Raw genomic sequence first — 22,147 nt, 5'->3', positions numbered from 1 at the left:
TGCGGCAAGGTATTCTTAAATAAACTGTCAATTTGATAGTGGGAACAAATAATTGGATGTCCTTTTTTAGGAGGGCTTAGTTTTTTGTACCCAGTTTAAGAATACCTTTATCATGTGATTCTAAAGTATCCGGAGAATATCTGTATGCTTTGTATGCCTATGGTTATGCATAAAAATCCCAGTGATAAGAGTATTTATCACTGGGATTTTTATGCCCTTTTGGGCTTTTGAATGGAGGAAAATCACATGAAAATTATTAATATTGGAGTTTTAGCTCATGTTGATGCGGGAAAAACTACCTTAACAGAAAGCTTATTATATAACAGTGGAGCGATTACAGAATTAGGAAGCGTGGACAGAGGTACAACGAAAACGGATAATACGCTTTTAGAACGTCAGAGAGGAATTACAATTCAGACGGCGATAACCTCTTTTCAGTGGAAAAATACTAAGATGAACATCATAGACACGCCAGGACATATGGATTTTTTAGCAGAAGTATATCGTTCATTATCAGTATTAGATGGGGCAATTCTACTGATTTCTGCAAAAGATGGCGTACAAGCACAAACTCGTATATTGTTTCATGCACTTAGGAAAATAGGTATTCCCACAATCTTTTTTATCAATAAGATTGACCAAAATGGAATTGATTTATCAACGGTTTATCAGGATATTAAAGAGAAACTTTCTGCGGAAATTGTAATCAAACAGAAGGTAGAACTGCATCCTAATATGCGTGTAATGAACTTTACCGAATCTGAACAATGGGATATGGTAATAGAAGGAAATGATTACCTTTTGGAGAAATATACGTCTGGGAAATTATTGGAAGCATTAGAACTCGAACAAGAGGAAAGCATAAGATTTCATAATTGTTCCCTGTTCCCTGTTTATCACGGAAGTGCAAAAAACAATATAGGGATTGATAACCTTATAGAAGTGATTACGAATAAATTTTATTCATCAACACATCGAGGTCAGTCTGAACTTTGCGGAAAAGTTTTCAAAATTGAGTATTCGGAAAAAAGACAGCGTCTTGCATATATACGTCTTTATAGTGGCGTACTGCATTTGCGAGATTCGGTTAGAATATCGGAAAAGGAAAAAATAAAAATTACAGAAATGTATACTTCAATAAATGGTGAATTATGTAAAATCGATAAGGCTTATTCCGGGGAAATTGTTATTTTGCAGAATGAGTTTTTGAAGTTAAATAGTGTTCTTGGAGATACAAAGCTATTGCCACAGAGAGAGAGAATTGAAAATCCCCTCCCTCTGCTGCAAACGACTGTTGAACCGAGCAAACCTCAACAAAGGGAAATGTTACTTGATGCACTTTTAGAAATCTCCGACAGTGACCCGCTTCTGCGATATTATGTGGATTCTGCGACACATGAAATCATACTTTCTTTCTTAGGGAAAGTACAAATGGAAGTGACTTGTGCTCTGCTGCAAGAAAAGTATCATGTGGAGATAGAAATAAAAGAGCCTACAGTCATTTATATGGAAAGACCGTTAAAAAAAGCAGAGTATACCATTCACATCGAAGTTCCACCGAATCCTTTCTGGGCTTCCATTGGTCTATCTGTAGCACAGCTTCCATTAGGGAGCGGAGTACAGTATGAGAGCTCGGTTTCTCTTGGATACTTAAATCAATCGTTTCAAAATGCAGTTATGGAGGGGATACGCTATGGCTGTGAACAAGGATTGTATGGTTGGAATGTGACGGACTGTAAAATCTGTTTTAAGTATGGCTTATACTATAGCCCTGTTAGTACCCCAGCAGATTTTCGGATGCTTGCTCCTATTGTATTGGAACAAGTCTTAAAAAAAGCTGGAACAGAATTGTTAGAGCCATATCTTAGTTTTAAAATTTATGCGCCACAGGAATATCTTTCACGAGCATACAACGATGCTCCTAAATATTGTGCGAACATCGTAGACACTCAATTGAAAAATAATGAGGTCATTCTTAGTGGAGAAATCCCTGCTCGGTGTATTCAAGAATATCGTAGTGATTTAACTTTCTTTACAAATGGACGTAGTGTTTGTTTAACAGAGTTAAAAGGGTACCATGTTACTACCGGTGAACCTGTTTGCCAGCCCCGTCGTCCAAATAGTCGGATAGATAAAGTACGATATATGTTCAATAAAATAACTTAGTGTATTTTATGTTGTTATATAAATATGGTTTCTTGTTAAATAAGATGAAATATTTTTTAATAAAGATTTGAATTAAAGTGTAAAGGAGGAGATAGTTATTATAAACTACAAGTGGATATTGTGTCCTGTATGTGGAAATAAAACACGATTAAAGATAAGGGAAGATACTGAATTAAAAAAATTCCCCCTCTATTGTCCGAAATGCAGACAAGAAAATTTAATTGAAATAAAGCAGTTCAAAGTAACTGTGATTACAGAGCCAGACGCAAAGACGCAGAGCCGATAAAATGAGATTAATACAATCTCATTTTATCGGCTCTTTCCGTTATGTATGGATTCTTTTAATTAGTCTTCGATGTTTCTTGCTTCGTTGATACCGCTGGCTAAAGATTCCATTAAGGATAGTTCTTTGTCTGTAAAGCTATCCATGTATTTCTCTATCTGTAATCGTCGGGTGCTTTTTACCAAGTTATTAGCAGGTAAGAAAAATTCATCAACGGAAACATGAAGTAACGATACAAGGTCATAAAGAACTTGTATGCTGGGGTGTTGCCCTTTATTTTCAATATTAGTTAAGTACCGTGGGTCAATTTCAATCAATGCTCCCACTTGTTCACGAGTTAAACCTCGTTTCAATCGAGCTTCTTTAATGGCTAAACCAAAGGCTCTAAAATCATATTTATCTTCTTTTTTACGCATAGTAGACCACCTCTATACATTTTATTGTTCCTACTGAATTAAAAACAGGTATAGAAAAACGTGTTATATGGTTTATAGGTTTATATTTAATAAAAAGCACTACTAAACGCCAATAAAAAAAACCGTTATATGGTAGTGCTATTTACGCTGTTAAAATATTGTATATTACTTCCAAATGGCGGTTTGTTGGAGGTCAACGTCGCCATGAAGTACATCATATACAATAAATTTCCTTACATTGGGTTCTTGTCAAAAAAAGTCGTCTATCTGCAATAGATAAGTACGTCCACCAATGTGGTTTTATAAATCATATAGATAGAATAACAGAAGCATGTAAACAGAGAAATAAATCTGTTTATATGCTTTTTTGGCTATTCAGAACTTTTTTACAAAGTTTATTTATCAGTAATGCAACAAATCCCCCTTTCACATTGGGACTAAGAGTGAAAGGAGATAAACGAGCAAGGCTCACTTCCTTTCCTAGACAGAAAGGGGGTGAGAAACATGAAACCATCTTCTTTTCAGACCACAATAGAAAATCAGTTTGACTATATCTGTAAACGTGCTATGGAAGACGAGCGAAAGAATTATATGCTTTATCTTTCAAGGATTGCAAAGCGTGAGGTGTCCTTTTCGGATGTTGGCGATTATCTTGTTAGCCAGTTTGCGACAACAGATAACTATTCAACTGACTTTCAGATTTTTACACTCAATGGGTTATCAGTAGGCGTTGAAAATGATTTGTTGAGTGAAGCATTACGTGAGTTGCCAGACAAGAAACGTGAAATTCTACTGCTGTTTTACTTTATGGACATGAGCGATTCAGAAATTGCAGACCTGTTGAAATTGAACCGTTCTACTGTCTATCGGCATAGAACCAGTGGACTAGCCTTAATTAAAAAGTTTATGGAGGAATTTGAAGAATGAAAACACAATATCCTATGATTCCCTTTCCTCTCATTGTAAAGGCAACAGATGGCGATACCGAAGCGATTAACCAGATTCTACATCATTACAGAGGGTACATAACGAAGCGTTCCCTACGACTTATGAAAGATGAATATGGCAATCAAAGTATGGTCGTTGATGAAGTCTTACGTGGAAGAATGGAAACCAGACTGATTACAAAGATTTTGTCATTTGAAATTAAGTAATATCCTCTCTCCTTTCGTGGAAGCGTGCTAAACCATTCCACGCTTCCCGAACAGGGAGGTTTGTTATTCCACCAAAGCATATTGAGCTTTCAATGTGTTTTGATAGGCTAACGAGCCATTGTTCTTTGAAAACTGAATAAAAGTAATCGAATACGTTTCGATAAGAAAAGAGCCAACGGAACTAACCGCCATGACCTATCTTATAAAGATAGCGAGCGATTCATGTTAGTGATCCGAGAAGCAATCTTTAGCAGGATTGCCTGCAACGACATTCTTATCGTGATAATGATACTCCCATACAGTCAATAGTCCGAGCGTGATAAAACCGTCGCAGGCAATGAGTATGGCTACATGAGAACCATGCAGGGGTGGAACTCCCGTGAGCTTTGCTAAAGCTGTTCGATTGCTGGTAAAACAACTTTTATGAAATCCAAATAAGTGATTTGGAAAGGAGGATTTTATGAAGCAGACTGACATTCCTATTTGGGAACGTTATACCCTAACCATTGAAGAAGCGTCAAAATATTTTCGTATTGGCGAAAACAAGCTACGACGCTTGGCAGAGGAAAATAAAAATGCAAATTGGCTGATTATGAATGGCAATCGTATTCAGATTAAACGAAAACAATTTGAAAAAATTATAGATACATTGGACGCAATCTAGCGTCGCCAAAGGGTCTTGTATATGATAAAATAGTATTAAGTCGTATCAAGGCTCTTTCCATAAAGGAAAGGAGCAAATGCCATGTCAGAAAAAAGACGTGACAATAAAGGTCGAATCTTAAAGACTGGAGAGAGCCAACGAAAAGACGGAAGATACTTATACAAATATATAGATTCATTTGGAGAACCGCAATTTGTTTACTCGTGGAAACTTGTGGCTACAGACCGAGTACCAGCAGGAAAGCGTGATTGTATCTCACTTAGAGAGAAAATCGCAGAGTTACAGAAAGACATTCATGATGGTATTGATGTTGTAGGAAAGAAAATGACACTCTGCCAGCTTTACGCAAAACAGAACGCTCAAAGACCAAAGGTTAGAAAAAACACTGAAACTGGACGCAAATATCTTATGGATATTTTGAAGAAAGACAAGTTAGGTGTAAGAAGTATTGACAGTATTAAGCCATCAGACGCTAAAGAATGGGCTATTAGAATGAGTGAAAATGGTTATGCTTATCAAACCATCAATAACTACAAACGTTCTTTAAAGGCTTCATTCTATATTGCTATACAAGATGATTGTGTTCGGAAGAATCCATTTGACTTTCAACTGAAAGCAGTTCTTGATGATGATACTGTCCCTAAGACCGTACTAACAGAAGAACAGGAAGAAAAACTGTTAGCCTTTGCAAAAGCTGATAAAACCTACAGCAAAAATTATGATGAAATTCTGATACTCTTAAAAACAGGTCTTCGTATTTCAGAGTTTGGTGGTTTGACACTTCCAGATTTAGATTTTGAGAATCGTCTTGTCAATATAGACCATCAGCTATTGAGAGATACTGAAATTGGGTACTACATTGAAACACCAAAGACCAAAAGTGGCGAACGTCAAGTTCCTATGGTTGAAGAAGCCTATCAAGCATTTAAGCGAGTGTTAGCGAATCGAAAGAATGATAAGCGTGTTGAGATTGATGGATATAGTGATTTCCTCTTTCTTAATAGAAAGAACTATCCAAAAGTGGCAAGTGATTACAACGGCATGATGAAAGGTCTTGTTAAGAAATACAATAAGTATAACGAGGATAAATTGCCACACATCACTCCACATAGTTTGCGACATACATTCTGTACCAACTATGCAAATGCAGGAATGAATCCAAAGGCATTACAGTACATTATGGGACATGCTAATATAGCCATGACGCTGAACTATTACGCACATGCAACATTCGATTCTGCAATGGCAGAAATGAAACGCTTGAATAAAGAGAAGCAACAGGAGCGTCTTGTTGCTTAGTAGTACAAATGAATTTACTACTTATTTACCACTTCTGACAGCTAAGACATGAGGAAATATGCAAAGAAACGTGAAGTATCTTCCTACAGTAAAAATACTCGAAAGCACATAGAATAAGGCTTTACGAGCATTTAAGAAAATATAAAAAGATAATTAGAAATTTATACTTTGTTTATAATAAAAAAGATTAAGGTTAAAATCACTGGACTTGATTTGAAAAAAGACGTCATTGAAAAGTGCAATGAAATAGCCAATAGATATGGATATGAGGATTTGCACTTTGAAGTAGGAGATATAAATGGCTACAAATTTAACAATAAATTAGATATGGTTATAACACTACATGCCTGCAATACTGCTACGGATTATGCACTTTATAACGCCATAAAGTGGAATGCAAAAATGATTTTTTCTGTACCATGCTGTCAACATGAATTTAATGAACAGATGAAAGCTGAAAAACTTAATATTCTTACCCGTTATGGTATAATACAAGAAAGAGTAGCGGCACTTATGACCGATTCTGTGAGAGCTAATCTTTTAGAATGTGTAGGATATAAAACCCAATTGCTGGAGTTTATAGATATAGCTCATTCACCTAAAAATATATTGATAAGAGCGTGCAAAAGTAGTGTATCAGAGAATAAAAAGAAACAATTTCTTGGCGAAGTGGAAGAGCTCATGAAAAATTTTAATTTTGAGCCTACATTATATAAGCTTTTAAGGGATGATAAGATATTATGATTAAAAATTTCATAGGACATTTTAAAACTATAAGCAATCACAAATTAATAGTGATGAAGTACTGTTTTAAAGTGGGATTATATAAACAGGGGCTTCTCCACGATATGTCAAAGTATTCGTGGACTGAATTCTCTACGGGTGTAAAGTACTATACTGGTCATTCTAGTCCAAATGGCTTAGAAAAACGTGAAGTAGGTTATTCTACGGCATGGCTACATCATAAGGGAAGAAATAAACACCATTTTGAGTATTGGATGGACTATGATTTAGATGCTAGCAAAGGCATTGTGGGGGCAAATATGCCTACAAAGTACGTGGTAGAAATGTTTATAGACAGAATGGCTGCCTGCAAAAACTATTTAAAGGATAAGTATCATGATAATAGCCCTCTAAAGTATTATGAGCGGGGAAAAGAGGACTATATTATGCATAAAGATTCAAGGGAGCTTTTAGAGCTACTTTTAAATAAGCTAGCAAGTGAAGGCGAAAATAATACTATAAATTATATAAAAAAGGTAATACTAAAAAAATAATATTAGTATGGGGGAAGAAAAAATATGGAAATACTATTTATAATAAAAGCTATAATAATAGCTATAGTGGAAGGTCTTACAGAGTTTATTCCCGTATCCTCAACAGGGCATATGATACTTGTAGGAAATGCTATTAATTTTAAGGGCGAATTTGTAGATATGTTTGAAGTAGTAATACAACTTGGAGCTATTCTTGCCGTAGTTGTTCTTTACTGGCAGAAGATAAAGGATAGTGTAATAGAATTCTTTAAATACATATTCACCAAGGGTAAAGAAGGTAAAACAGGATTCAAATTTGGTATAAATGTAATAATCGGTTCTATACCTGCTGGTGTAATTGGTGTGCTTTTTTACCACAACATAAAAAAATTATTTGCACCGTGGGCTGTAATTGTTGGATTTATTGTAGGTGGCCTTCTTCTAATAATAATTGAAAATAATTTTAGGAGAAAAAAGCATGCTACAAGGTCTATTGACAATATTACACCTATGCAGTCACTTAAAGTTGGTATTTTTCAGGTACTTTCCATGTGGCCAGGTATGTCAAGAAGTGCATCCACAATAATGGGTGGTTGGATTGCAGGCTTATCTACTCCTATAGCTGCAGAGTTCTCATTTTTTCTTGCAATACCAGCAATGGTAGGGTCTTCAGGAAAGGATTTGTTACACTTTAATTTTGCAATTATGAACCCCACATTATGGGTTGCGTTAATTGTTGGATTCATAGTAGCCTTTGTAGTATCCCTTGTTGTAATGGGAAAATTCGTAGCATTCCTTAAGAAAAAGCCTATGAGAGTTTTTGCTGTATACAGAGTGGCAGCAGGAACACTTTTGGCAGTTCTTGTATTCTTTAATGTTATAAAACTGTAAAACTAAAAAAACAGGTGGCAATTTTTATGCCAGCCTGTTTTTATTTGAAATTATAGTGATCTTATAGTATGGAATAAATCTTTGTTTTCAGCAACCTTTTTTTCGTTTCCGATAACACAGCAGTTATTTAGCTCCATGCCTTTTTTAAACATCTCAGCATACTGTTTTATGTCCTCTAAAGTTGCATTTAAAAGCTGATCTCTTACAAGCTGTTCATCCTCTTCTGTGATTCCAGCAATGTAGTTTATTGCTTCAAAGTAACCCTTTATGGAAGCATCTCTTGGGAAGTCTAGAAGACCAAGGGCACCAATTTTAAATACATCTAACTCTTCATTAGTATAGTTAATATCTTCAAGGAACTTATAGCAGTCATTAAATACTTCTACTGTTTCTTTCAAGTTAGGATCTCTGTATGAAGCAGCTCCCATAGCACCGTCAGTTCTGAAGATTAATGCACAACCGTAGGCACCGCCTTGAAGACGAACCTTTGACATAAGGTATTGAGGCTGAAGAATATTTTTAAGTACTCTCATATAACCGGTGAAGTTATATCCTAGAGCTTTAGTGTTAAATGTTTTTGCCACATAGCATACGTTAGATGGAATCATTATACCTTCGTTTACAGGAGTCTTGTCCATTTTTAATAAGTTAGGTTTTTTATCTTCTAAAGGAAGTTTTTCAAGGAATGCATCTATAGCCTTTTCGGACTCCTGGAAGATTGTCTTTTCACCTGTGAAGGAAAGTATTAAGTTATTTCTACCTATTATTTCTTTGTATACCTTTTGTAAACTAGAAATAATCTCATCAGCTTTATCATCGAAATTTTCTTCCAGTGATTTTATGAAATCATAGTATCTTATATACTCAACCATGTCATCATATCTGTATCTAAGTGATATGTTACCCATAGAATGAATAAATCCAATTAGGTCAGCGGAGCCGCATATTTCACTGTAAAGTAAAGCTTTCTTTTCTTTTAAAATGCTCTTTATTCTTTCTTTGTTTGTAAAATCACTAGTGTAAATTATATCATTTATAAGATCAAATAAAGTATTTATGTTTGAATTTAATACTTTTGATGAAATAACAAGCTTAGGATGTACTATGTCATCGTTGTTTTTGTCAGCTACTGTAATAGTAGATGTACTTATATTTCCTGTGTATTTGAATATTTTTGTGGTAAGTGATGAATAATTATCTTTTGCTGTATCCACTTGACATAGACAATCTCTCAGAAGACCAGCATAAGGGACTAGTTGGCTGTCCAAATGTGCATAGTCAAATATAAATTCTAAATATGATATGCCATTGGTTGGCTGCTCATGGAATAATACAGTACTGTGGTTTTTCTCTATAACAGTTTGAGGAGTCTTTTCATGCTTTTTGCTAATGTCTGATAGAGGTACCTTTGGTATAGTATCCATTTCTTCCTTTGTAAGCTTTCTTACCTGTTCTTGTCTAAGCTTTTCATTTCTTTCTTTTAATTCCTGAAGTTCTTCTTTTGAAAGAGATTCCTTGTACTTTTTAAGTTTTTCTTCGATCTCTTTTGCTTTAATCTCAGCAAGTCCTTTTTTAGGTTTTAGTACAATAAGGGCACAATGAGGATTGTTTATCATATTGTCCTCAATGTATTTCTCAAAGTATCCATTTTTAGCGCCTTCTTTGATTTTTGCAAGAGGTTCTTCAAAGGCAATATGATTAAGAGGATTACCATCGTATAATGAGCTGTGAAGGGCTCTCCACATATACTCCATACCCTTATTGGCAGTTTTTGAAGGATCAGCTTCTCTAAGGTAGAATTCTACGCTGTTGATAGCAGAATCTAGAAGGTCACCGTCTATACCGTTTTTAACCATATCTTTTAATGTGTTCATTATAGTGTCTTTGAATAAATCCTTTTTATCAGGATTTGTATGGTTTACAATAAGGCTTATATATCCTTGCTTTAATGGATCCATATACATGTCATCATATGTTATAAAACTGTCACCTATATTGTTTTCAAATAAAGCTTTCTTTATTGGAGATGCTGGTGAAGTAATTAGCATGTTGTAAATAACCTTTAGTGTAAGTTCATTTACAGGATCGGAATTATATCCATGAACAAAGTTAAGCGCAAGAGCAGTTTTATTGTTGTCATCATCATCTGCAGAAAGAGCATATTCTTTTTCTATAACATGCATTTCAGTAAATGCAGGGACAACAGGAATTTCTGCACTCTCTTCTGTTTTAGGGAAATTTACTAAATATTTTTCATTGATGTGTTTTAAACACTTATCTAAATCTTGATCTCCATACAAGTACATATATGAATTTACTGGGTGATAGTATTTTTTATGGAATGCTTCAAATTCTTCTTGTGTAAGATCAGGAATGAATTCTGGCATACCACCTGCATCGTAAGCATAAGGGGAATCAGGGAACAAAGAAGCATATATTTCTTTGCACATCATACCACTGATTGAGGAGTAAACCCCATTCATCTCGCTGTAAACTATTCCCTTATAGCAAAGGTCTTGGCCGTTTTCCTTGAAATCATATCTCCATCCTTCTTGACGTAGGATTTCTTTATTAGTGTAAATATTAGGGTATAGCGTAGCATTTAAATATACATCCATTAGATTATAAAAGTCTGTCATATTTCTACTAGCTATTGGATATGTAGTGTTATCAGGGAAAGTAATGGCGTTAAGGAAAGTTTTAAGGGAACTCTGAGATATATCTCTAAAAACACTTTTTATTTGGTAGTCCCTAGAACCACATAAAACGGAGTGCTCAAGTATGTGTGTTATACCACAATTGTTGTGAGACAATGTTTTATAAGATACTGAAAAAACCTTGTTGTCATCTTTATTTTCAAGATGTAGAAGGTGAGCACCACTTGTGATATGCTCGAAAATTCTAGCAGTGGAGTTAGCTTCCTCTACTCTGCATTCTTCTAAAAGCTTAAATCCGTGATAAATGTTACCGACTTTGTACATAATTTACCTCCTAAGTTACTATAGTATAGAACTTATTTTATCATAATAATTATCAATAATCAAAAAAGTGTGCGTTTTAGATAAACACATTAATCATGAAAGAAAAGAAGGAAAAGTTGAATAAATACCTTATTACGGGTAAATATTATTTAAGAAATAAAAAATAACTGTTTAAATATGATTTTACTTTATGTATAATATATAAGTATTTATTTTTTAGAGAGGTGATATTATGGAGATAGGATTTGATCACGAAAAGTATTTGGATGAACAATCCAAGTTTATCCTTGAACGCGTCAATAACTTTGATAAACTGTACTTAGAATTTGGTGGAAAACTTATGTTTGATTTACACGCAAAAAGAGTTCTACCTGGATTTGACGAAAATGCAAAAATTAAATTATTACATAAGCTTAAGGATAAAGCAGAAATAATTATATGTGTATATGCGGGAGATATTGAGCGAAACAAAATTCGTGGAGATTTTGGTATAACATATGACCTTGATGTTTTTAGACTTATTGATGATTTGAGAAGCTATGACCTTCAAGTTAACAGTGTTGTCATAACAAGATATGAAGATCAACCATCCTGTACCGTATTTATAAACAAATTAGAGCGAAGAGGCATAAAGGTATATAAGCATAGACATACAAAGGGATACCCAACAGATGTGGACACAATTGTCAGTGATGAGGGGTATGGACAAAATCCTTATATAGAAACAACAAAACCAATAGTTGTAGTAACAGCACCAGGACCGGGCAGTGGAAAACTAGCTACTTGTCTTAGCCAGTTATATCATGAGTATAAACATGGGAAGATGGCAGGGTATTCAAAATTTGAAACCTTTCCAGTTTGGAATGTTCCTTTAAAACACCCTCTCAATATTGCATATGAAGCTGCCACTGCGGACCTTAAGGACGTGAATATGATAGATTCATTTCATTATGATGAATACAATACCATGGCAGTAAATTACAACAGAGACCTTGAGATGTTTCCCGTTGTAAAGAGGATAATTGAAAAAATAACAGGCAAAGATTCCGTATACAAATCACCTACAGATATGGGTGTGAATAGAGTAGGGTTTGGTATAATAAATGATAAAGTTGTAAGAGAAGCTTCAAAACAAGAAATAATAAGAAGGTACTTTAAGACTAGCTGTGATTATAAAAAGGGAAATACAGATTTAGAAACCTTTAATAGAGTGAAACTTATTATGCAGTCATTGAATCTTAAACCAGAAGATAGAAAAGTAGTTATACCTGCTAGGGAAAAATCAGAGAAAATTAGGGAAAGTAATTATAAAAGCGATATATGCTCTGTAACAGCACTGCAGTTAGAGGATGGCACAATATTAACCGGAAAGAGTTCAGAAATAATGGAAGCCACCCCTGCTGTCATTTTAAATGCTATAAAGTACCTTGCAAACATAGACGACAGCATACATCTTATTGCGCCAGTTATTTTAGAACCTATAATTAACTTAAAGCAAAATATACTATCTGCAAAGGTTAAAGCTTTAAACTGCGAAGAGGTTCTAATGGCCCTAAGCATCTGTGCCGTGACAAACCCAATGGCAAAAGTTGCTCTCGTAAAACTTAGCGAGTTAAAAGGTCTACAGGCACATTCAACTACAATAATAAGTGACAGTGATGAGCAAACCTTTAGAAAGCTTGGTATAGATGTTACTTGTGATGCCCAATACCCAACTGCTAGCTTATACTATATATAAAAAAGTAATTAGCGTCCATGTTTTTACATGGACGTTTTCTTATGTAAACAATTATAAACAATGAGAAAAGAATAAATGGAAATAATTTTAAAAAAAGTATGGATTATAATTTAATGCTATGGTATAATATGGATAAAACTGAACAAAGGGGGATAAAATATGGAACTGAGATTTGAAAAAAAACAGGATGTACTTATTATACGCATGTACGGAGAGTTAGATCACCATACCTGCGAGGAGGTGAGAAACAAACTAGATGATAGGATTGAAAGGGAAAAAGTTAAAAAGGTCATATTGGATTTTAGAGCTATAACTTTCATGGACAGCTCAGGAATTGGTGTGATTATCGGAAGGTATAAAAAAATCAACCAAAGTGGCGGAAAGATTTGTGTGGCGGAGGCCACGGGAACAGTGGAAAAGGTTTTTATGCTTTCAGGTATGAACAAGATAATAGATATATATACTACAGTAGATAATGCACTAGAAAAACTTAGTTAGGGGGAAAAAGCAAATGCAAAAAAATATGATGAAATTAGAATTTCAGAGTAAATCAGAAAATGAAAGTTTCGCCAGAGTAGCAGTGGCAGCCTTTGCTACTCAGCTTGATCCTACACTGGAGGAAATTTCAGATATTAAGACAGCAGTGTCTGAGGCTGTTACAAATGCCATAATTCATGGGTATGGCAATGAAGAGGGAATTATAACTATAGAGTCTTATATTGAAGGCAATGAATTCACTGTTATAGTAAGCGACAAGGGTAAGGGTATAGAAGATGTAGAATTAGCGGTACAGCCATTGTATACCTCTAGACCGGATTTAGAAAGATCTGGTATAGGGTTTACTGTCATGGAGACGTTTATGGATGATATGAATGTAGTTTCAGAATGCGGGCAAGGCACAAGAGTTACTCTTAAAAAAATTTTTAAGATATGAAGGTAACGTAATGTGATGGAGGAAATGGTATATGGATAAAAGTATGGACTACGATGAAAATACTGTACTCATTGATAAAGCCAAAAATGGTGATAGAGAAGCTATGAATAGAATCTCAGAAATGAATTTCCCTTTAGTTGCATCCATTTGTAAAAAATTTCTCAACAGGGGATATGAGTATGATGACTTATTTCAGATAGGCTGCATAGGCCTTGTGAAAGCTGTGAATAATTTCGACAACAGTTTTAATGTGAAATTTTCTACCTATGCTGTTCCAATGATCATGGGAGAGATAAGAAGATTCTTAAGGGATGATGGTATTTTAAAGGTAAGTAGAAGTGTAAAAAATACGGCAAAGCAGTTGCATTATGATAGGGAAAAGTTAACGTCAGAGCTTGGAAGAGAGCCTAGCATAGATGAGTTGGCTAGGTATTGTCACAAGGATAAGGATGAAATACTTTTTGCATTAGAAGCATTGGCAGGGCCGCAATATTTATACGATGTAATTCATCAGGATGATGGGTCTCCTGTTTTACTTATAGATAAAGTTGGAAGTACTGTGGATGAGGGAGAAAATTTAATAGATAGGCTTACCTTGCAAGAAATACTAAATACTTTAGATCAAAGGTCAAGACAAGTTATTGCACTTAGGTATTTTAAAGACCAGACTCAGATAGAAGTAGCAAAAGCCATGGGAATCAGTCAAGTACAGGTTTCAAGAATTGAAAAAAGGGTTTTAAAACAATTAAAAGAAAAATTAAGTGGATAGAAAAGAGCTCTAAAGTTTAGGGGCTCTTTTTGCATTATTATGTTTAAAAAAAATAATATTGCTTAAACTAAGAACTAAAGGATTTAAATATGAAAGGTGGTGAATTCCTGATAAATATTTCAGGAAGAATTTTGAATAACAATGAAAAAGACAAAAATAAAAAAGAAACACTGCAGGAAGAAAAAATAAAAAAGAAGTTTGAACAGTTAAACCAAGAGGAAAAGCCTAAACCACAAATTTTACTTCACTGTTTTCAAGCTTTTTGGGTTGGAGGACTTATATGTTGTATAGGCGAATGTTTTAGACTTTTGTATTCAAATTATTTTAACTTGTCTAAAGATGTCACAGGGGCCTTTGTTTCTATTACCATGATATTTTTAGGAGCGCTTTTAACAGGTATTGGTGTTTATGATAGATTTGCAGAATATGGAGGTGCTGGCACATTAGTTCCTATAACTGGGTTTTCCAATGCCATGGTATCCCCAGCCATTGAGTTTAAAAAAGAAGGTTATGTATTTGGAGTGGCTGCGAAAATGTTTATAATTGCTGGACCAGTTCTTGTATATGGAACCATCGCATCTATGATAGTTGGGACTATTTATTATTTCTTTGTATTTTAGTTTGGAGGTTTTTATGGGTAGACGAATAGGAAAGCAAACAATTATTTTGGAAAATAGGCCAAGAATCATATCATCATATAATATTGTGGGTCCCAAAGAAGGTGAGGGGCCTTTAAAGCAGTATTTTGATGAAATCCTTACAGATGACATGAATGGCCAAGAATCATACGAAAAGGCTGAGAGCAGTCTTAGCTATACGGCCATTGAGAAGTGCATTAAAAAAGGAAATTGCAAAGAAGAAGATATTGACTTTCTTCTTGCTGGAGACCTTTTAAATCAACTAACTGCATCTAGTTTTGCCGTACGAGATATCAACATCCCATTTATTGGACTGTATGGTGCGTGCTCAACTATGGCATTATCCCTAAGTGTGGCATCTATGCTTGTGGACGGGGGTTATGCTAACCACGCGATTGCATCTACCTCATCTCATTTTTCTTCAGCAGAAAGGCAGTTTAGGACCCCTCTTGAATACGGAGCACAGAGGCCAGAGACTGCTCAGAGAACGGTTACAGGAGCGGGGGCCGTGCTACTTAGTGGACTGGATAAAGACAAGGATGTTCCCTATGTGACTCACGTAACAATTGGAAAGGTAAAGGACTACGGAGAGAAGGATCCATCCAACATGGGAGCTGCCATGGCTCCGGCAGCTGTAGATACAATTAAACAGCATTTTATAGATACAAATAGAAAACCCGAGGACTACGATTTTATCTTAACAGGGGATTTAGGTACTTTGGGAAAAACCATAACGGAAAAGTTGTTGCTAGAATATAATATTGACATTGGCAAGGTTTACAAAGATTGCGGGATGGAGATTTTTAAGTTGGAAGAACAGGATGTAAAATGCGGTGGAAGTGGATGTGGATGCTCTGCAGCAGTATTTACTGGGTTTGTGTACAAAAACATGATGCAAAAAAAAATACATAGGATTCTCCTTGTATCTACTGGTGCACTAATGAGTCCAACTTCTTCTCAGCAAGGTGAGAGCATACCTGGAATAGCCCATGCTGTAGCCGTAGAGATCTAATTGAGAAAGGATGAATGTATATGATCATGGATTTTATAAAGGTATTTATAGTAGGTGGACTTATCTGCGTTATAGCTCAAATACTTATGGATACCACAAAATTAACGCCAGCTAGGATACTTGTGGTTTTTGTGGTATTGGGTACGATTTTAGGTGCCTTTGGTTGGTACGATAAATTAGTTGAGTTTGCTGGGGCGGGAGCCACTATTCCATTGCCTGGGTTTGGAAATGTCCTTGCCAATGGAGTTATTGAAGAGGTAAAGGAAGCGGGGTTTTTAGGCATATTCACTGGTGGAACAAAGGGGGCTGCAGCTGGAATAGCCTCAGCCATAGTTTTTGGATATATAATGTCCATAATATTCAACGCTAAAACTAAAGAATAGAAAAAAGCTGTTACTTAGTATAAAACTATGTAACAGCTTTTTCTACTATTAAAACGTACCTTCATTGCCCTAAGGTGAAGGACTGTTGTTCACGCTGGAGTCGGGTAGATTTGGCTTAGTAGGTTTTACATCATTATCTCCAGGCACTGTATCATCTGGGTTCTCAGGCTCCAGGATGTCAGGTGGGATATTTGTTCCAACACCAGTATCATACTCCGTAGGTTCTAATAAACTCTTATCATTGTCACCTAGAAGGTGTGCGTATTGTTGTTTTATGAATGTTTTCTCTTCGATTTTCCCTGGATCGCTCTTATCTGTTGCTAATAGATAAGTGCCATTGCTGTTTTTTACTACTTTTAATTTAACATACATCTCCTCAGAAGTGTTTTCAGGTTCTGAATAAGTGTTGTCTAAAAAGTATTCGTTATAAATTTTGTATCCCTTTATGATAATAGGAAGGTCCTTTATAAAGTTACCAGAAAGAGGGGATACTTTTTTTACTACAACACCTTTTGGCATTTTAACAGAGATATTATCCTTTCCTGCATTGGCCTCTTTCATTATTTTAGCCCAAATTTTAGCAGCGGTGTTACTTCCCATGCCTTTTATAACTGTGGCATCGTCATTGCCTACCCATACTGCACAAGAGTAATGAGGTGTTAAACCTGCAAACCACAGATTTTTTTGATCTGAAGATGTACCTGTTTTACCCCTTACTTCCATAGAACCGAAATTTGCAGAGGGACCAGTACCAGAAGACGATACGGGTTCTTTTAACATATCGTACACAATAAATGCAGTTTGTGGAGAAATAACCTGCCTGCTTTCAGCTTTGTTTTCAAACAAAACTGAGCCTTCACGACTTACAATTTTTGTGTACAAAACAGGTGATGTAACTTTTCCATTGTTTCCAAAGGCACCATAGGCTGCGGAAAGTGTCAGCGGATTTGTACCATTTCTGCTGCCAGTATCAAGCTGTCCTAGTGCCATGGAAGAAATATATTTTTTGTCATCAGGGTCAATTTGTATACCAAATTTTTCAGCGTATTTTGAAGATGTACTTAAGCCTACTTCATCTACCACTCTTACAGCCACCACGTTGGAGGATTTTTTTAGAGCGTTTCTAAGGGTAATCATTCCATCATAAGTATTTGGAGAGTTTTTGGGATTGTATGGAGTTCCATCGGAACCATACTTGGTTTGTAATTCAGTTGAAAGTGGTTCATCTTCAACCATAGATGCCGCTGTAAATTTTTTTGTATCAATAGCTGGGGTGTAGACGGCAAATGGCTTAAGTGCAGAACCAGGTGGTCTTAAAAAGCTCTCAGAGGCAGCTCTGTTATAAGACAGCGCATTCTGCTCTCCTCTTCCACCTACAATAGCTTTAACTTCTCCAGTATGGTAGTCCATGACAGTTGCTGAAGCCTGCAGGTTCTCTTGTAGTGGCTCTAAATTGGAGGTTCTAGGGAAAAGATACTGCCATGCACTTTTTTTGTCTTCGGTCTTTTTATCATCTATTATTTCTTGAGTTTTATTCTGAAGTTTTGTGTTCATTGTAGTGTATATTTTCAATCCACCATTGGCTAGAAGACCGTGTACTTCTAAATCAGTGTAATTGTATCGCTTTTTTAAATCTGCGGAAACCTGCTCAATGACAGGTCTTGAAAACCATTCGTATTTCATTTTACTTCTCAAAGTATCCTTAAAAGAATAGGATAGCTGTGGAACGATGGCTTTATCGTACTGTTCTTGGGTAATTTTCCCTTTCTCAAGAAGTTTTTTTAGCACAATTTTAGTACGAGGTGATTCGTGAAGTTCTTTTTTATCGTAAGCATATTTTGCAGCTCCAAAAGATACAGTTGGGCTTTGGGCGCAACTAGCTAAAAATGCACATTCAGTAACGGTAAGTTGATCTAAATCTTTATTAAAATATTGTCTTGCAGCGGATTTAACGCCGTAAGCACTTCCACCAAGGAAAATAGTATTCATATATGTTTCAAGAATTTTTTCCTTGGAAAGCTTTTTCTCCAATTCAACAGCCATAGACATTTCTTGAATTTTTCTTGTGAAACTAAGTCTGTCATCTAAAGAACTCTGAAGAAAATACTTTTGCTTTATCAGCTGTTGAGTTATGGTTGAGGCACCAGTAAAATTCTTCTTGCCAGTGACAAGGCTCTTGACGTTTCCAATGGTTGCACCTATAAGTCGTTTAAAATCAATGCCGTTGTGGCTCTCAAATCGCTCATCCTCTATGGCAATAAAAGACTCTCTTAATAATTTAGGAATATTGTTATAGCTTACAGGCTCTCTTTGCTCTGTGGTAAGATATTCGTCAATTAGCACACCTTTATCATCGTAAAACTTAGATGGCTCATTGAAAGTACAAATTACTTTTAAATCTACATCTGGAGCTGTTTTTGCAATTCCTAAGAAGATAGCCCCTCCTATAATAAATACAGCAGCGAAGAAAATCAAAAAGCTGATAAGAACTATCTTTAATACTCTTTTTTTTCTATTTCTCTTTTTTAAGGATTTGCCCTTAGTGGGCGCAGGATTTACATTTTTTTTATTATTATCTTTCATAATTTACCCTTATGGTTTTCAACTCCTCTCCATAAAATGGTTAAAATTTCTTATACTGATGCTAAGTATGGGTAAAGCTTATCAGTATATTATATCATATTGTAAACTATTATTATATAAGTGCATTTTTGCAGCATTGGTGAGTATTTTATTTACAGTAGTGATTTTATAGTATAAAATTAAGTAATAGTTGTCAAGAATATAGAAGATTTATTATATTAAAATATTCAATATGAGATGAAAAAAAGTGTTTTTTGTTTACTAGGAGGAAAATTATGATATATGGAAATGTAGAGGGAATAAGGGACAGTATTCTTAACAAGCTGTCTGAAATATATAAATTGGAAGTGTGGAAAAGCGATGTTTTATCCCAGGAACTTGTTTCTATTATGGAGGAAGTTACTTTAAAAATTGAAAGGGAAGTCAGTGTTGCCATAACACGAAAGGGAAAGATAATTAGCGTTGCAGTAGGAGATAGTTCTACTGTAGAATTGCCTCTTATCGATATAAGAGAAAATAGATTATCAGGGGTTAGAATAATCCACACCCACCCAAATGGAAACCCTAAATTGTCTGCTTTAGACTTATCGGCCCTTGTAAGGTTGAAATTAGACTGTATTGTGGCTTTAGGAGTCTGCCAGGGTGTCGGTGTTAAGTGTAATGTTGGATTTTGTTCGGTGGAAAATAATACACTGATAAAAGAAGAATTATGCAACCTAACTGTGGAAGAAGTAGAAAAATTGGATTTTCTTGACAAGGTAGACCATATAGAAGAGCTTATAAAAAGCAATGATGTTGTAGAAGAGGATAGCGAAAGGGCAGTTCTTGTGGGCATAGATAGCGAAGAGAATCTTGACGAATTAGAAGAATTGGCCAAAGCTTGCAAGGTGGAAACAATAGAGAAGGTATTTCAAAGGAGAAGCAAGGCGGACAATGCATTTTGTGTTGGCAAAGGTAAGGTGGAAGAGATAGGAATGATCCTTCAAGCCATGAAATGCAATCTTGTCATTTTTGATGATGAGCTAAAGGGATCTCAGGTGAGAAATCTTGAGGAAAACCTAGGGGTAAAGGTCATCGATAGAACAACTCTTATTTTAGATATTTTTGCAAAGCGAGCTAGATCAAAAGAAGCAAAATATCAAGTGGAACTAGCACAATTAAAGTACAGGAGTGCAAGATTAGTCGGTTTAGGCACAATTTTATCTAGAACTGGCGGAGGCATAGGAACAAAGGGACCAGGAGAGAAAAAACTAGAAATTGATAAGCGAAGAATAAGAGATAGAATAGTTGAGTTAAATAAAGAATTAGAAAAAATAAAGGACATAAGAGGTGTTCAGAGGGATAATAGGAGCAGAGGAAATGTACCCAAATTAGCTTTAGTTGGGTACACCAATACAGGGAAATCTACCTTGAGAAACAAATTGTGTGAGTTAGTGCCAGGTAGAAGGGACGTTGTGAAAGAGAAGGTATTTGAAGCTGATATGCTTTTTGCCACACTAGACACTACAACCAGGGCCATTAGTCTGCCAGATGGAAGAATAGCCACCTTATCTGACACTGTAGGATTTATAAAGAAATTATCCCACGATTTAGTTGAGTCCTTTAAATCCACCTTAGAAGAAGTGATAAACTCAGACTTACTTATACACGTTGTGGATGCATCCAATGATAAGGTACATGAGCAAATCGCTACAGTGGAAAGTGTGCTATTAGAATTAGGGTCAGAGACTAAAAATCTAATTCTTGTTTTAAATAAAATAGATAAGATTTCACAAGAAAAGTTAGAGGAACTTGAAGAATCACTAAAAGAGTACACAAAGGTTGCTATCTCAGCCAAGGACAACTTGAATGTGGACTTGTTGCTAAACACAATATGCGAAAAATTACCACATAGAATGAAGGAATGCACCTTTATTATACCTTACAGTGAACAGAAATTAACTTCCTTTATACACGATAAATGCAAGGTTATAAAAGAAGAATATGAAGAAATAGGCACTAAAATTACAGCATTAGTAGATGAACAGGTGTATAATAAATGTAAATCTTATGAGATACAGGAATAGGGAGGGGTTTCATTGAACAGGACCATTATAAATTATCAATGTGCATATTCTAAAACCGTAGAAAAACTCAAAGATAAAGATGGAATATTGGGTGTATTTGTATTTGGATCCATTGTAAATGGTGACTTGTGGGAGAAGTCTGATATCGATTTAATTGTTGTGCAGGAAAACGGTTTTTCACCGGAGAATATAAATATATACTCAGAAGAAAATAAAGTTCCAGTTCACATAAGACTTATTTGCAAAGATAAATTGATTAGGCTTTGCAAGGGAGATAATAAAGGTGGACACATGCACAGAATATTTTGTTCGTCAAAACTTGTCTTTTCAAAGGACAAGGAACTGGACTCTCTATACAATGAAGAAAGGTATTACAATGAAATCCACGGAAAGAAGTGGACCTTATCTTACCTTGGAAACATCTTAAAGGACATTGCAGAGTGTAAAAAATACCTCCACTTAGGATCCATATTCAATTCCTATACCATCGCAAACAACGCAGTTAGGGATTTTTCAAAGCTCATAGTAAATTACAGAGGTTATATGATAAATAGGGATGTTGTCAGTATGGCCATGAACTTCGATGTGGAATTCCAGCAGATAGCCAGTGATTTTTTTTCACAACAGAAAAGTTTGGAAGTTAAAATAAAAAACTTAATCTCTTATTTAGAGCAAAATATAGAGCATAATTTAAGGGAATATGCTGCAGTTGTTATAGAATATATGTGGACACTAGAACAAGCAGTAAGCTCTTCAGAATTGATGCAACATGATATGTTTAAAGAGTACAGTATAAATATGGAAGAAGTACTAGACAAGATGTATTTATGCAATATACTAAAAAAAGACAGAAGAGCATATAAGAGAAATGATGGCAATTCTCTTGTTGACGAAAACGTTTATTATATATAATG

At 35.2% G+C, this 22,147-nt stretch carries 20 protein-coding genes and 2 pseudogenes; 19 read left to right on the top strand and 3 right to left on the bottom strand.

Translation table 11 applies throughout. The annotated features are described in order from the left end of the window. Positions 1 to 183: 183 nt before the first annotated feature. The 3 genes and pseudogenes from BUA73_RS14650 to BUA73_RS08120 form a co-directional block, all read left to right on the top strand. Positions 184 to 231 (top strand): annotated as a pseudogene (locus BUA73_RS14650) (hypothetical protein); the annotation flags it as partial. A 15-nt stretch (positions 232 to 246) separates the two neighbouring features. Then, entirely contained in the window at positions 247 to 2,166 is a 1,920-nt protein-coding gene (tet(M), locus tag BUA73_RS08125) for a tetracycline resistance ribosomal protection protein Tet(M) (protein WP_026389858.1), read from the top strand. Between the two features lie 97 nt (positions 2,167 to 2,263). Then, positions 2,264 to 2,452 carry a cysteine-rich KTR domain-containing protein gene (locus BUA73_RS08120; RefSeq protein ID WP_012962334.1) on the top strand — a complete coding sequence of 63 codons (189 nt, stop codon included), beginning with the start codon at positions 2,264 to 2,266 and terminating at the stop codon, positions 2,450 to 2,452. A gap of 59 nt (positions 2,453 to 2,511) precedes the next feature. Here BUA73_RS08120 and BUA73_RS08115 read toward each other — a convergent pair whose 3' ends face one another. Further along, a complete protein-coding gene (locus BUA73_RS08115) occupies positions 2,512 to 2,865 on the bottom strand; it encodes a helix-turn-helix transcriptional regulator (RefSeq protein ID WP_001227347.1) in 354 nt (117 codons plus the stop codon). 504 nt (positions 2,866 to 3,369) lie between these two features. Here BUA73_RS08115 and BUA73_RS08110 point away from each other — a divergent pair. From BUA73_RS08110 to BUA73_RS08075, 7 genes and pseudogenes are all read left to right on the top strand, one after another. Beyond that, on the top strand, positions 3,370 to 3,792 hold the full coding sequence (locus tag BUA73_RS08110) for a sigma-70 family RNA polymerase sigma factor (RefSeq protein ID WP_000804885.1): 423 nt from the start codon (positions 3,370 to 3,372) through the stop codon (positions 3,790 to 3,792). After that, the gene (locus BUA73_RS08105) at positions 3,789 to 4,019 is read left to right on the top strand and encodes a helix-turn-helix domain-containing protein (RefSeq protein WP_000857133.1); all 231 of its coding nucleotides are present in this window, start codon (positions 3,789 to 3,791) and stop codon (positions 4,017 to 4,019) included. The genes BUA73_RS08110 and BUA73_RS08105 overlap by 4 nt, the downstream gene beginning before the upstream one ends. A 460-nt stretch (positions 4,020 to 4,479) precedes the next feature. Further along, complete coding sequence (locus BUA73_RS08095; RefSeq protein WP_000814511.1) at positions 4,480 to 4,683, top strand: excisionase; 204 nt, start codon at positions 4,480 to 4,482, stop codon at positions 4,681 to 4,683. An 81-nt stretch (positions 4,684 to 4,764) separates the two neighbouring features. After that, a complete protein-coding gene (locus tag BUA73_RS08090) occupies positions 4,765 to 5,982 on the top strand; it encodes a tyrosine-type recombinase/integrase (protein ID WP_001291561.1) in 1,218 nt (405 codons plus the stop codon). 171 nt (positions 5,983 to 6,153) lie between these two features. Beyond that, a pseudogene (locus BUA73_RS08085) lies at positions 6,154 to 6,726 on the top strand (methyltransferase); the annotation flags it as partial. Further along, on the top strand, positions 6,723 to 7,259 hold the full coding sequence (locus tag BUA73_RS08080; protein ID WP_072903625.1) for a DUF5662 family protein: 537 nt from the start codon (positions 6,723 to 6,725) through the stop codon (positions 7,257 to 7,259). The pseudogene BUA73_RS08085 and the gene BUA73_RS08080, both read left to right, overlap by 4 nt. Before the next feature lie 24 nt (positions 7,260 to 7,283). Continuing rightward, positions 7,284 to 8,129: an undecaprenyl-diphosphate phosphatase gene (locus BUA73_RS08075; protein ID WP_072903623.1), complete on the top strand. Its 846-nt coding sequence runs from the start codon at positions 7,284 to 7,286 to the stop codon at positions 8,127 to 8,129. Positions 8,130 to 8,179: 50 nt separating this feature from the next. On the opposite strand, the gene BUA73_RS08070 is transcribed toward BUA73_RS08075, so the two are convergent. After that, positions 8,180 to 11,110, bottom strand: coding sequence for an insulinase family protein (locus BUA73_RS08070; RefSeq protein ID WP_072903621.1), 2,931 nt, complete (start codon positions 11,108 to 11,110; stop codon positions 8,180 to 8,182). Positions 11,111 to 11,342: 232 nt separating this feature from the next. Between BUA73_RS08070 and BUA73_RS08065 the strand changes: the two genes are divergently transcribed. The 7 genes from BUA73_RS08065 to spoVAE all read left to right on the top strand — a co-directional run bounded on the left by BUA73_RS08065 (position 11,343) and on the right by spoVAE (position 16,584). Continuing rightward, positions 11,343 to 12,848, top strand: a complete 1,506-nt coding sequence (locus BUA73_RS08065) for a DUF1846 domain-containing protein (protein WP_072903620.1) — start codon at positions 11,343 to 11,345, stop codon at positions 12,846 to 12,848. Between the two features lie 159 nt (positions 12,849 to 13,007). Further along, positions 13,008 to 13,346 carry an anti-sigma F factor antagonist gene (gene spoIIAA / locus BUA73_RS08060; RefSeq protein WP_072903618.1) on the top strand — a complete coding sequence of 113 codons (339 nt, stop codon included), beginning with the start codon at positions 13,008 to 13,010 and terminating at the stop codon, positions 13,344 to 13,346. A 13-nt stretch (positions 13,347 to 13,359) separates the two neighbouring features. Further along, positions 13,360 to 13,782: an anti-sigma F factor gene (gene spoIIAB / locus BUA73_RS08055; RefSeq protein WP_072903617.1), complete on the top strand. Its 423-nt coding sequence runs from the start codon at positions 13,360 to 13,362 to the stop codon at positions 13,780 to 13,782. 31 nt (positions 13,783 to 13,813) lie between these two features. Continuing rightward, positions 13,814 to 14,551, top strand: coding sequence for an RNA polymerase sporulation sigma factor SigF (sigF, locus tag BUA73_RS08050; protein WP_072903615.1), 738 nt, complete (start codon positions 13,814 to 13,816; stop codon positions 14,549 to 14,551). Positions 14,552 to 14,640: 89 nt separating this feature from the next. Next, on the top strand, positions 14,641 to 15,171 hold the full coding sequence (gene spoVAC, locus BUA73_RS08045) for a stage V sporulation protein AC (protein WP_084672158.1): 531 nt from the start codon (positions 14,641 to 14,643) through the stop codon (positions 15,169 to 15,171). A 13-nt stretch (positions 15,172 to 15,184) separates the two neighbouring features. After that, positions 15,185 to 16,201 (top strand): stage V sporulation protein AD, encoded by a 1,017-nt coding sequence (gene spoVAD, locus BUA73_RS08040; RefSeq protein ID WP_072903613.1) that lies wholly within the window; start codon positions 15,185 to 15,187, stop codon positions 16,199 to 16,201. Positions 16,202 to 16,227: 26 nt separating this feature from the next. Continuing rightward, complete coding sequence (gene spoVAE, locus BUA73_RS08035) at positions 16,228 to 16,584, top strand: stage V sporulation protein AE (RefSeq protein ID WP_072903645.1); 357 nt, start codon at positions 16,228 to 16,230, stop codon at positions 16,582 to 16,584. Positions 16,585 to 16,653: 69 nt separating this feature from the next. Here spoVAE and BUA73_RS08030 read toward each other — a convergent pair whose 3' ends face one another. Continuing rightward, on the bottom strand, positions 16,654 to 19,167 hold the full coding sequence (locus BUA73_RS08030; RefSeq protein ID WP_072903611.1) for a transglycosylase domain-containing protein: 2,514 nt from the start codon (positions 19,165 to 19,167) through the stop codon (positions 16,654 to 16,656). 275 nt (positions 19,168 to 19,442) lie between these two features. Between BUA73_RS08030 and hflX the strand changes: the two genes are divergently transcribed. Both hflX and BUA73_RS08020 read left to right on the top strand, forming a co-directional pair. Then, entirely contained in the window at positions 19,443 to 21,233 is a 1,791-nt protein-coding gene (gene hflX / locus BUA73_RS08025) for a GTPase HflX (RefSeq protein ID WP_072903610.1), read from the top strand. A 12-nt stretch (positions 21,234 to 21,245) separates the two neighbouring features. Beyond that, a complete protein-coding gene (locus BUA73_RS08020; protein WP_072903609.1) occupies positions 21,246 to 22,145 on the top strand; it encodes a nucleotidyltransferase domain-containing protein in 900 nt (299 codons plus the stop codon). Positions 22,146 to 22,147: the final 2 nt, after the last annotated feature.

The sequence above is a fragment of the Hathewaya proteolytica DSM 3090 genome (assembly GCF_900142225.1).
In the GTDB taxonomy this organism is placed as follows: Bacteria; Bacillota; Clostridia; order Clostridiales; family Clostridiaceae; genus Hathewaya; species Hathewaya proteolytica.
The sequence above is the reverse complement of the archived record's forward strand: the minus strand, read 5'-3'. Positions and strand labels throughout refer to the sequence as shown.

What these genes read in the sequence shown, in the direction of transcription:
- hflX (WP_072903610.1), top strand. Translation starts at nt 19,443, where the DNA reads ATGATATATGGAAATGTAGAGGGAATAAGGGACAGTATTCTTAACAAG.
- spoVAE (WP_072903645.1), top strand. Translation starts at nt 16,228, where the DNA reads ATGGATTTTATAAAGGTATTTATAGTAGGTGGACTTATCTGCGTTATA.
- spoIIAA (WP_072903618.1), top strand. Translation starts at nt 13,008, where the DNA reads ATGGAACTGAGATTTGAAAAAAAACAGGATGTACTTATTATACGCATG.
- spoIIAB (WP_072903617.1), top strand. Translation starts at nt 13,360, where the DNA reads ATGCAAAAAAATATGATGAAATTAGAATTTCAGAGTAAATCAGAAAAT.
- BUA73_RS08115 (WP_001227347.1), bottom strand. Translation starts at nt 2,865, where the DNA reads ATGCGTAAAAAAGAAGATAAATATGATTTTAGAGCCTTTGGTTTAGCC.
- spoVAC (WP_084672158.1), top strand. Translation starts at nt 14,641, where the DNA reads ATGAAAGGTGGTGAATTCCTGATAAATATTTCAGGAAGAATTTTGAAT.
- BUA73_RS08075 (WP_072903623.1), top strand. Translation starts at nt 7,284, where the DNA reads ATGGAAATACTATTTATAATAAAAGCTATAATAATAGCTATAGTGGAA.
- BUA73_RS08080 (WP_072903625.1), top strand. Translation starts at nt 6,723, where the DNA reads ATGATTAAAAATTTCATAGGACATTTTAAAACTATAAGCAATCACAAA.
- spoVAD (WP_072903613.1), top strand. Translation starts at nt 15,185, where the DNA reads ATGGGTAGACGAATAGGAAAGCAAACAATTATTTTGGAAAATAGGCCA.
- BUA73_RS08110 (WP_000804885.1), top strand. Translation starts at nt 3,370, where the DNA reads ATGAAACCATCTTCTTTTCAGACCACAATAGAAAATCAGTTTGACTAT.
- sigF (WP_072903615.1), top strand. Translation starts at nt 13,814, where the DNA reads ATGGATAAAAGTATGGACTACGATGAAAATACTGTACTCATTGATAAA.
- BUA73_RS08105 (WP_000857133.1), top strand. Translation starts at nt 3,789, where the DNA reads ATGAAAACACAATATCCTATGATTCCCTTTCCTCTCATTGTAAAGGCA.
- BUA73_RS08090 (WP_001291561.1), top strand. Translation starts at nt 4,765, where the DNA reads ATGTCAGAAAAAAGACGTGACAATAAAGGTCGAATCTTAAAGACTGGA.
- BUA73_RS08070 (WP_072903621.1), bottom strand. Translation starts at nt 11,110, where the DNA reads ATGTACAAAGTCGGTAACATTTATCACGGATTTAAGCTTTTAGAAGAA.
- BUA73_RS08030 (WP_072903611.1), bottom strand. Translation starts at nt 19,167, where the DNA reads ATGAAAGATAATAATAAAAAAAATGTAAATCCTGCGCCCACTAAGGGC.
- BUA73_RS08065 (WP_072903620.1), top strand. Translation starts at nt 11,343, where the DNA reads ATGGAGATAGGATTTGATCACGAAAAGTATTTGGATGAACAATCCAAG.
- BUA73_RS08095 (WP_000814511.1), top strand. Translation starts at nt 4,480, where the DNA reads ATGAAGCAGACTGACATTCCTATTTGGGAACGTTATACCCTAACCATT.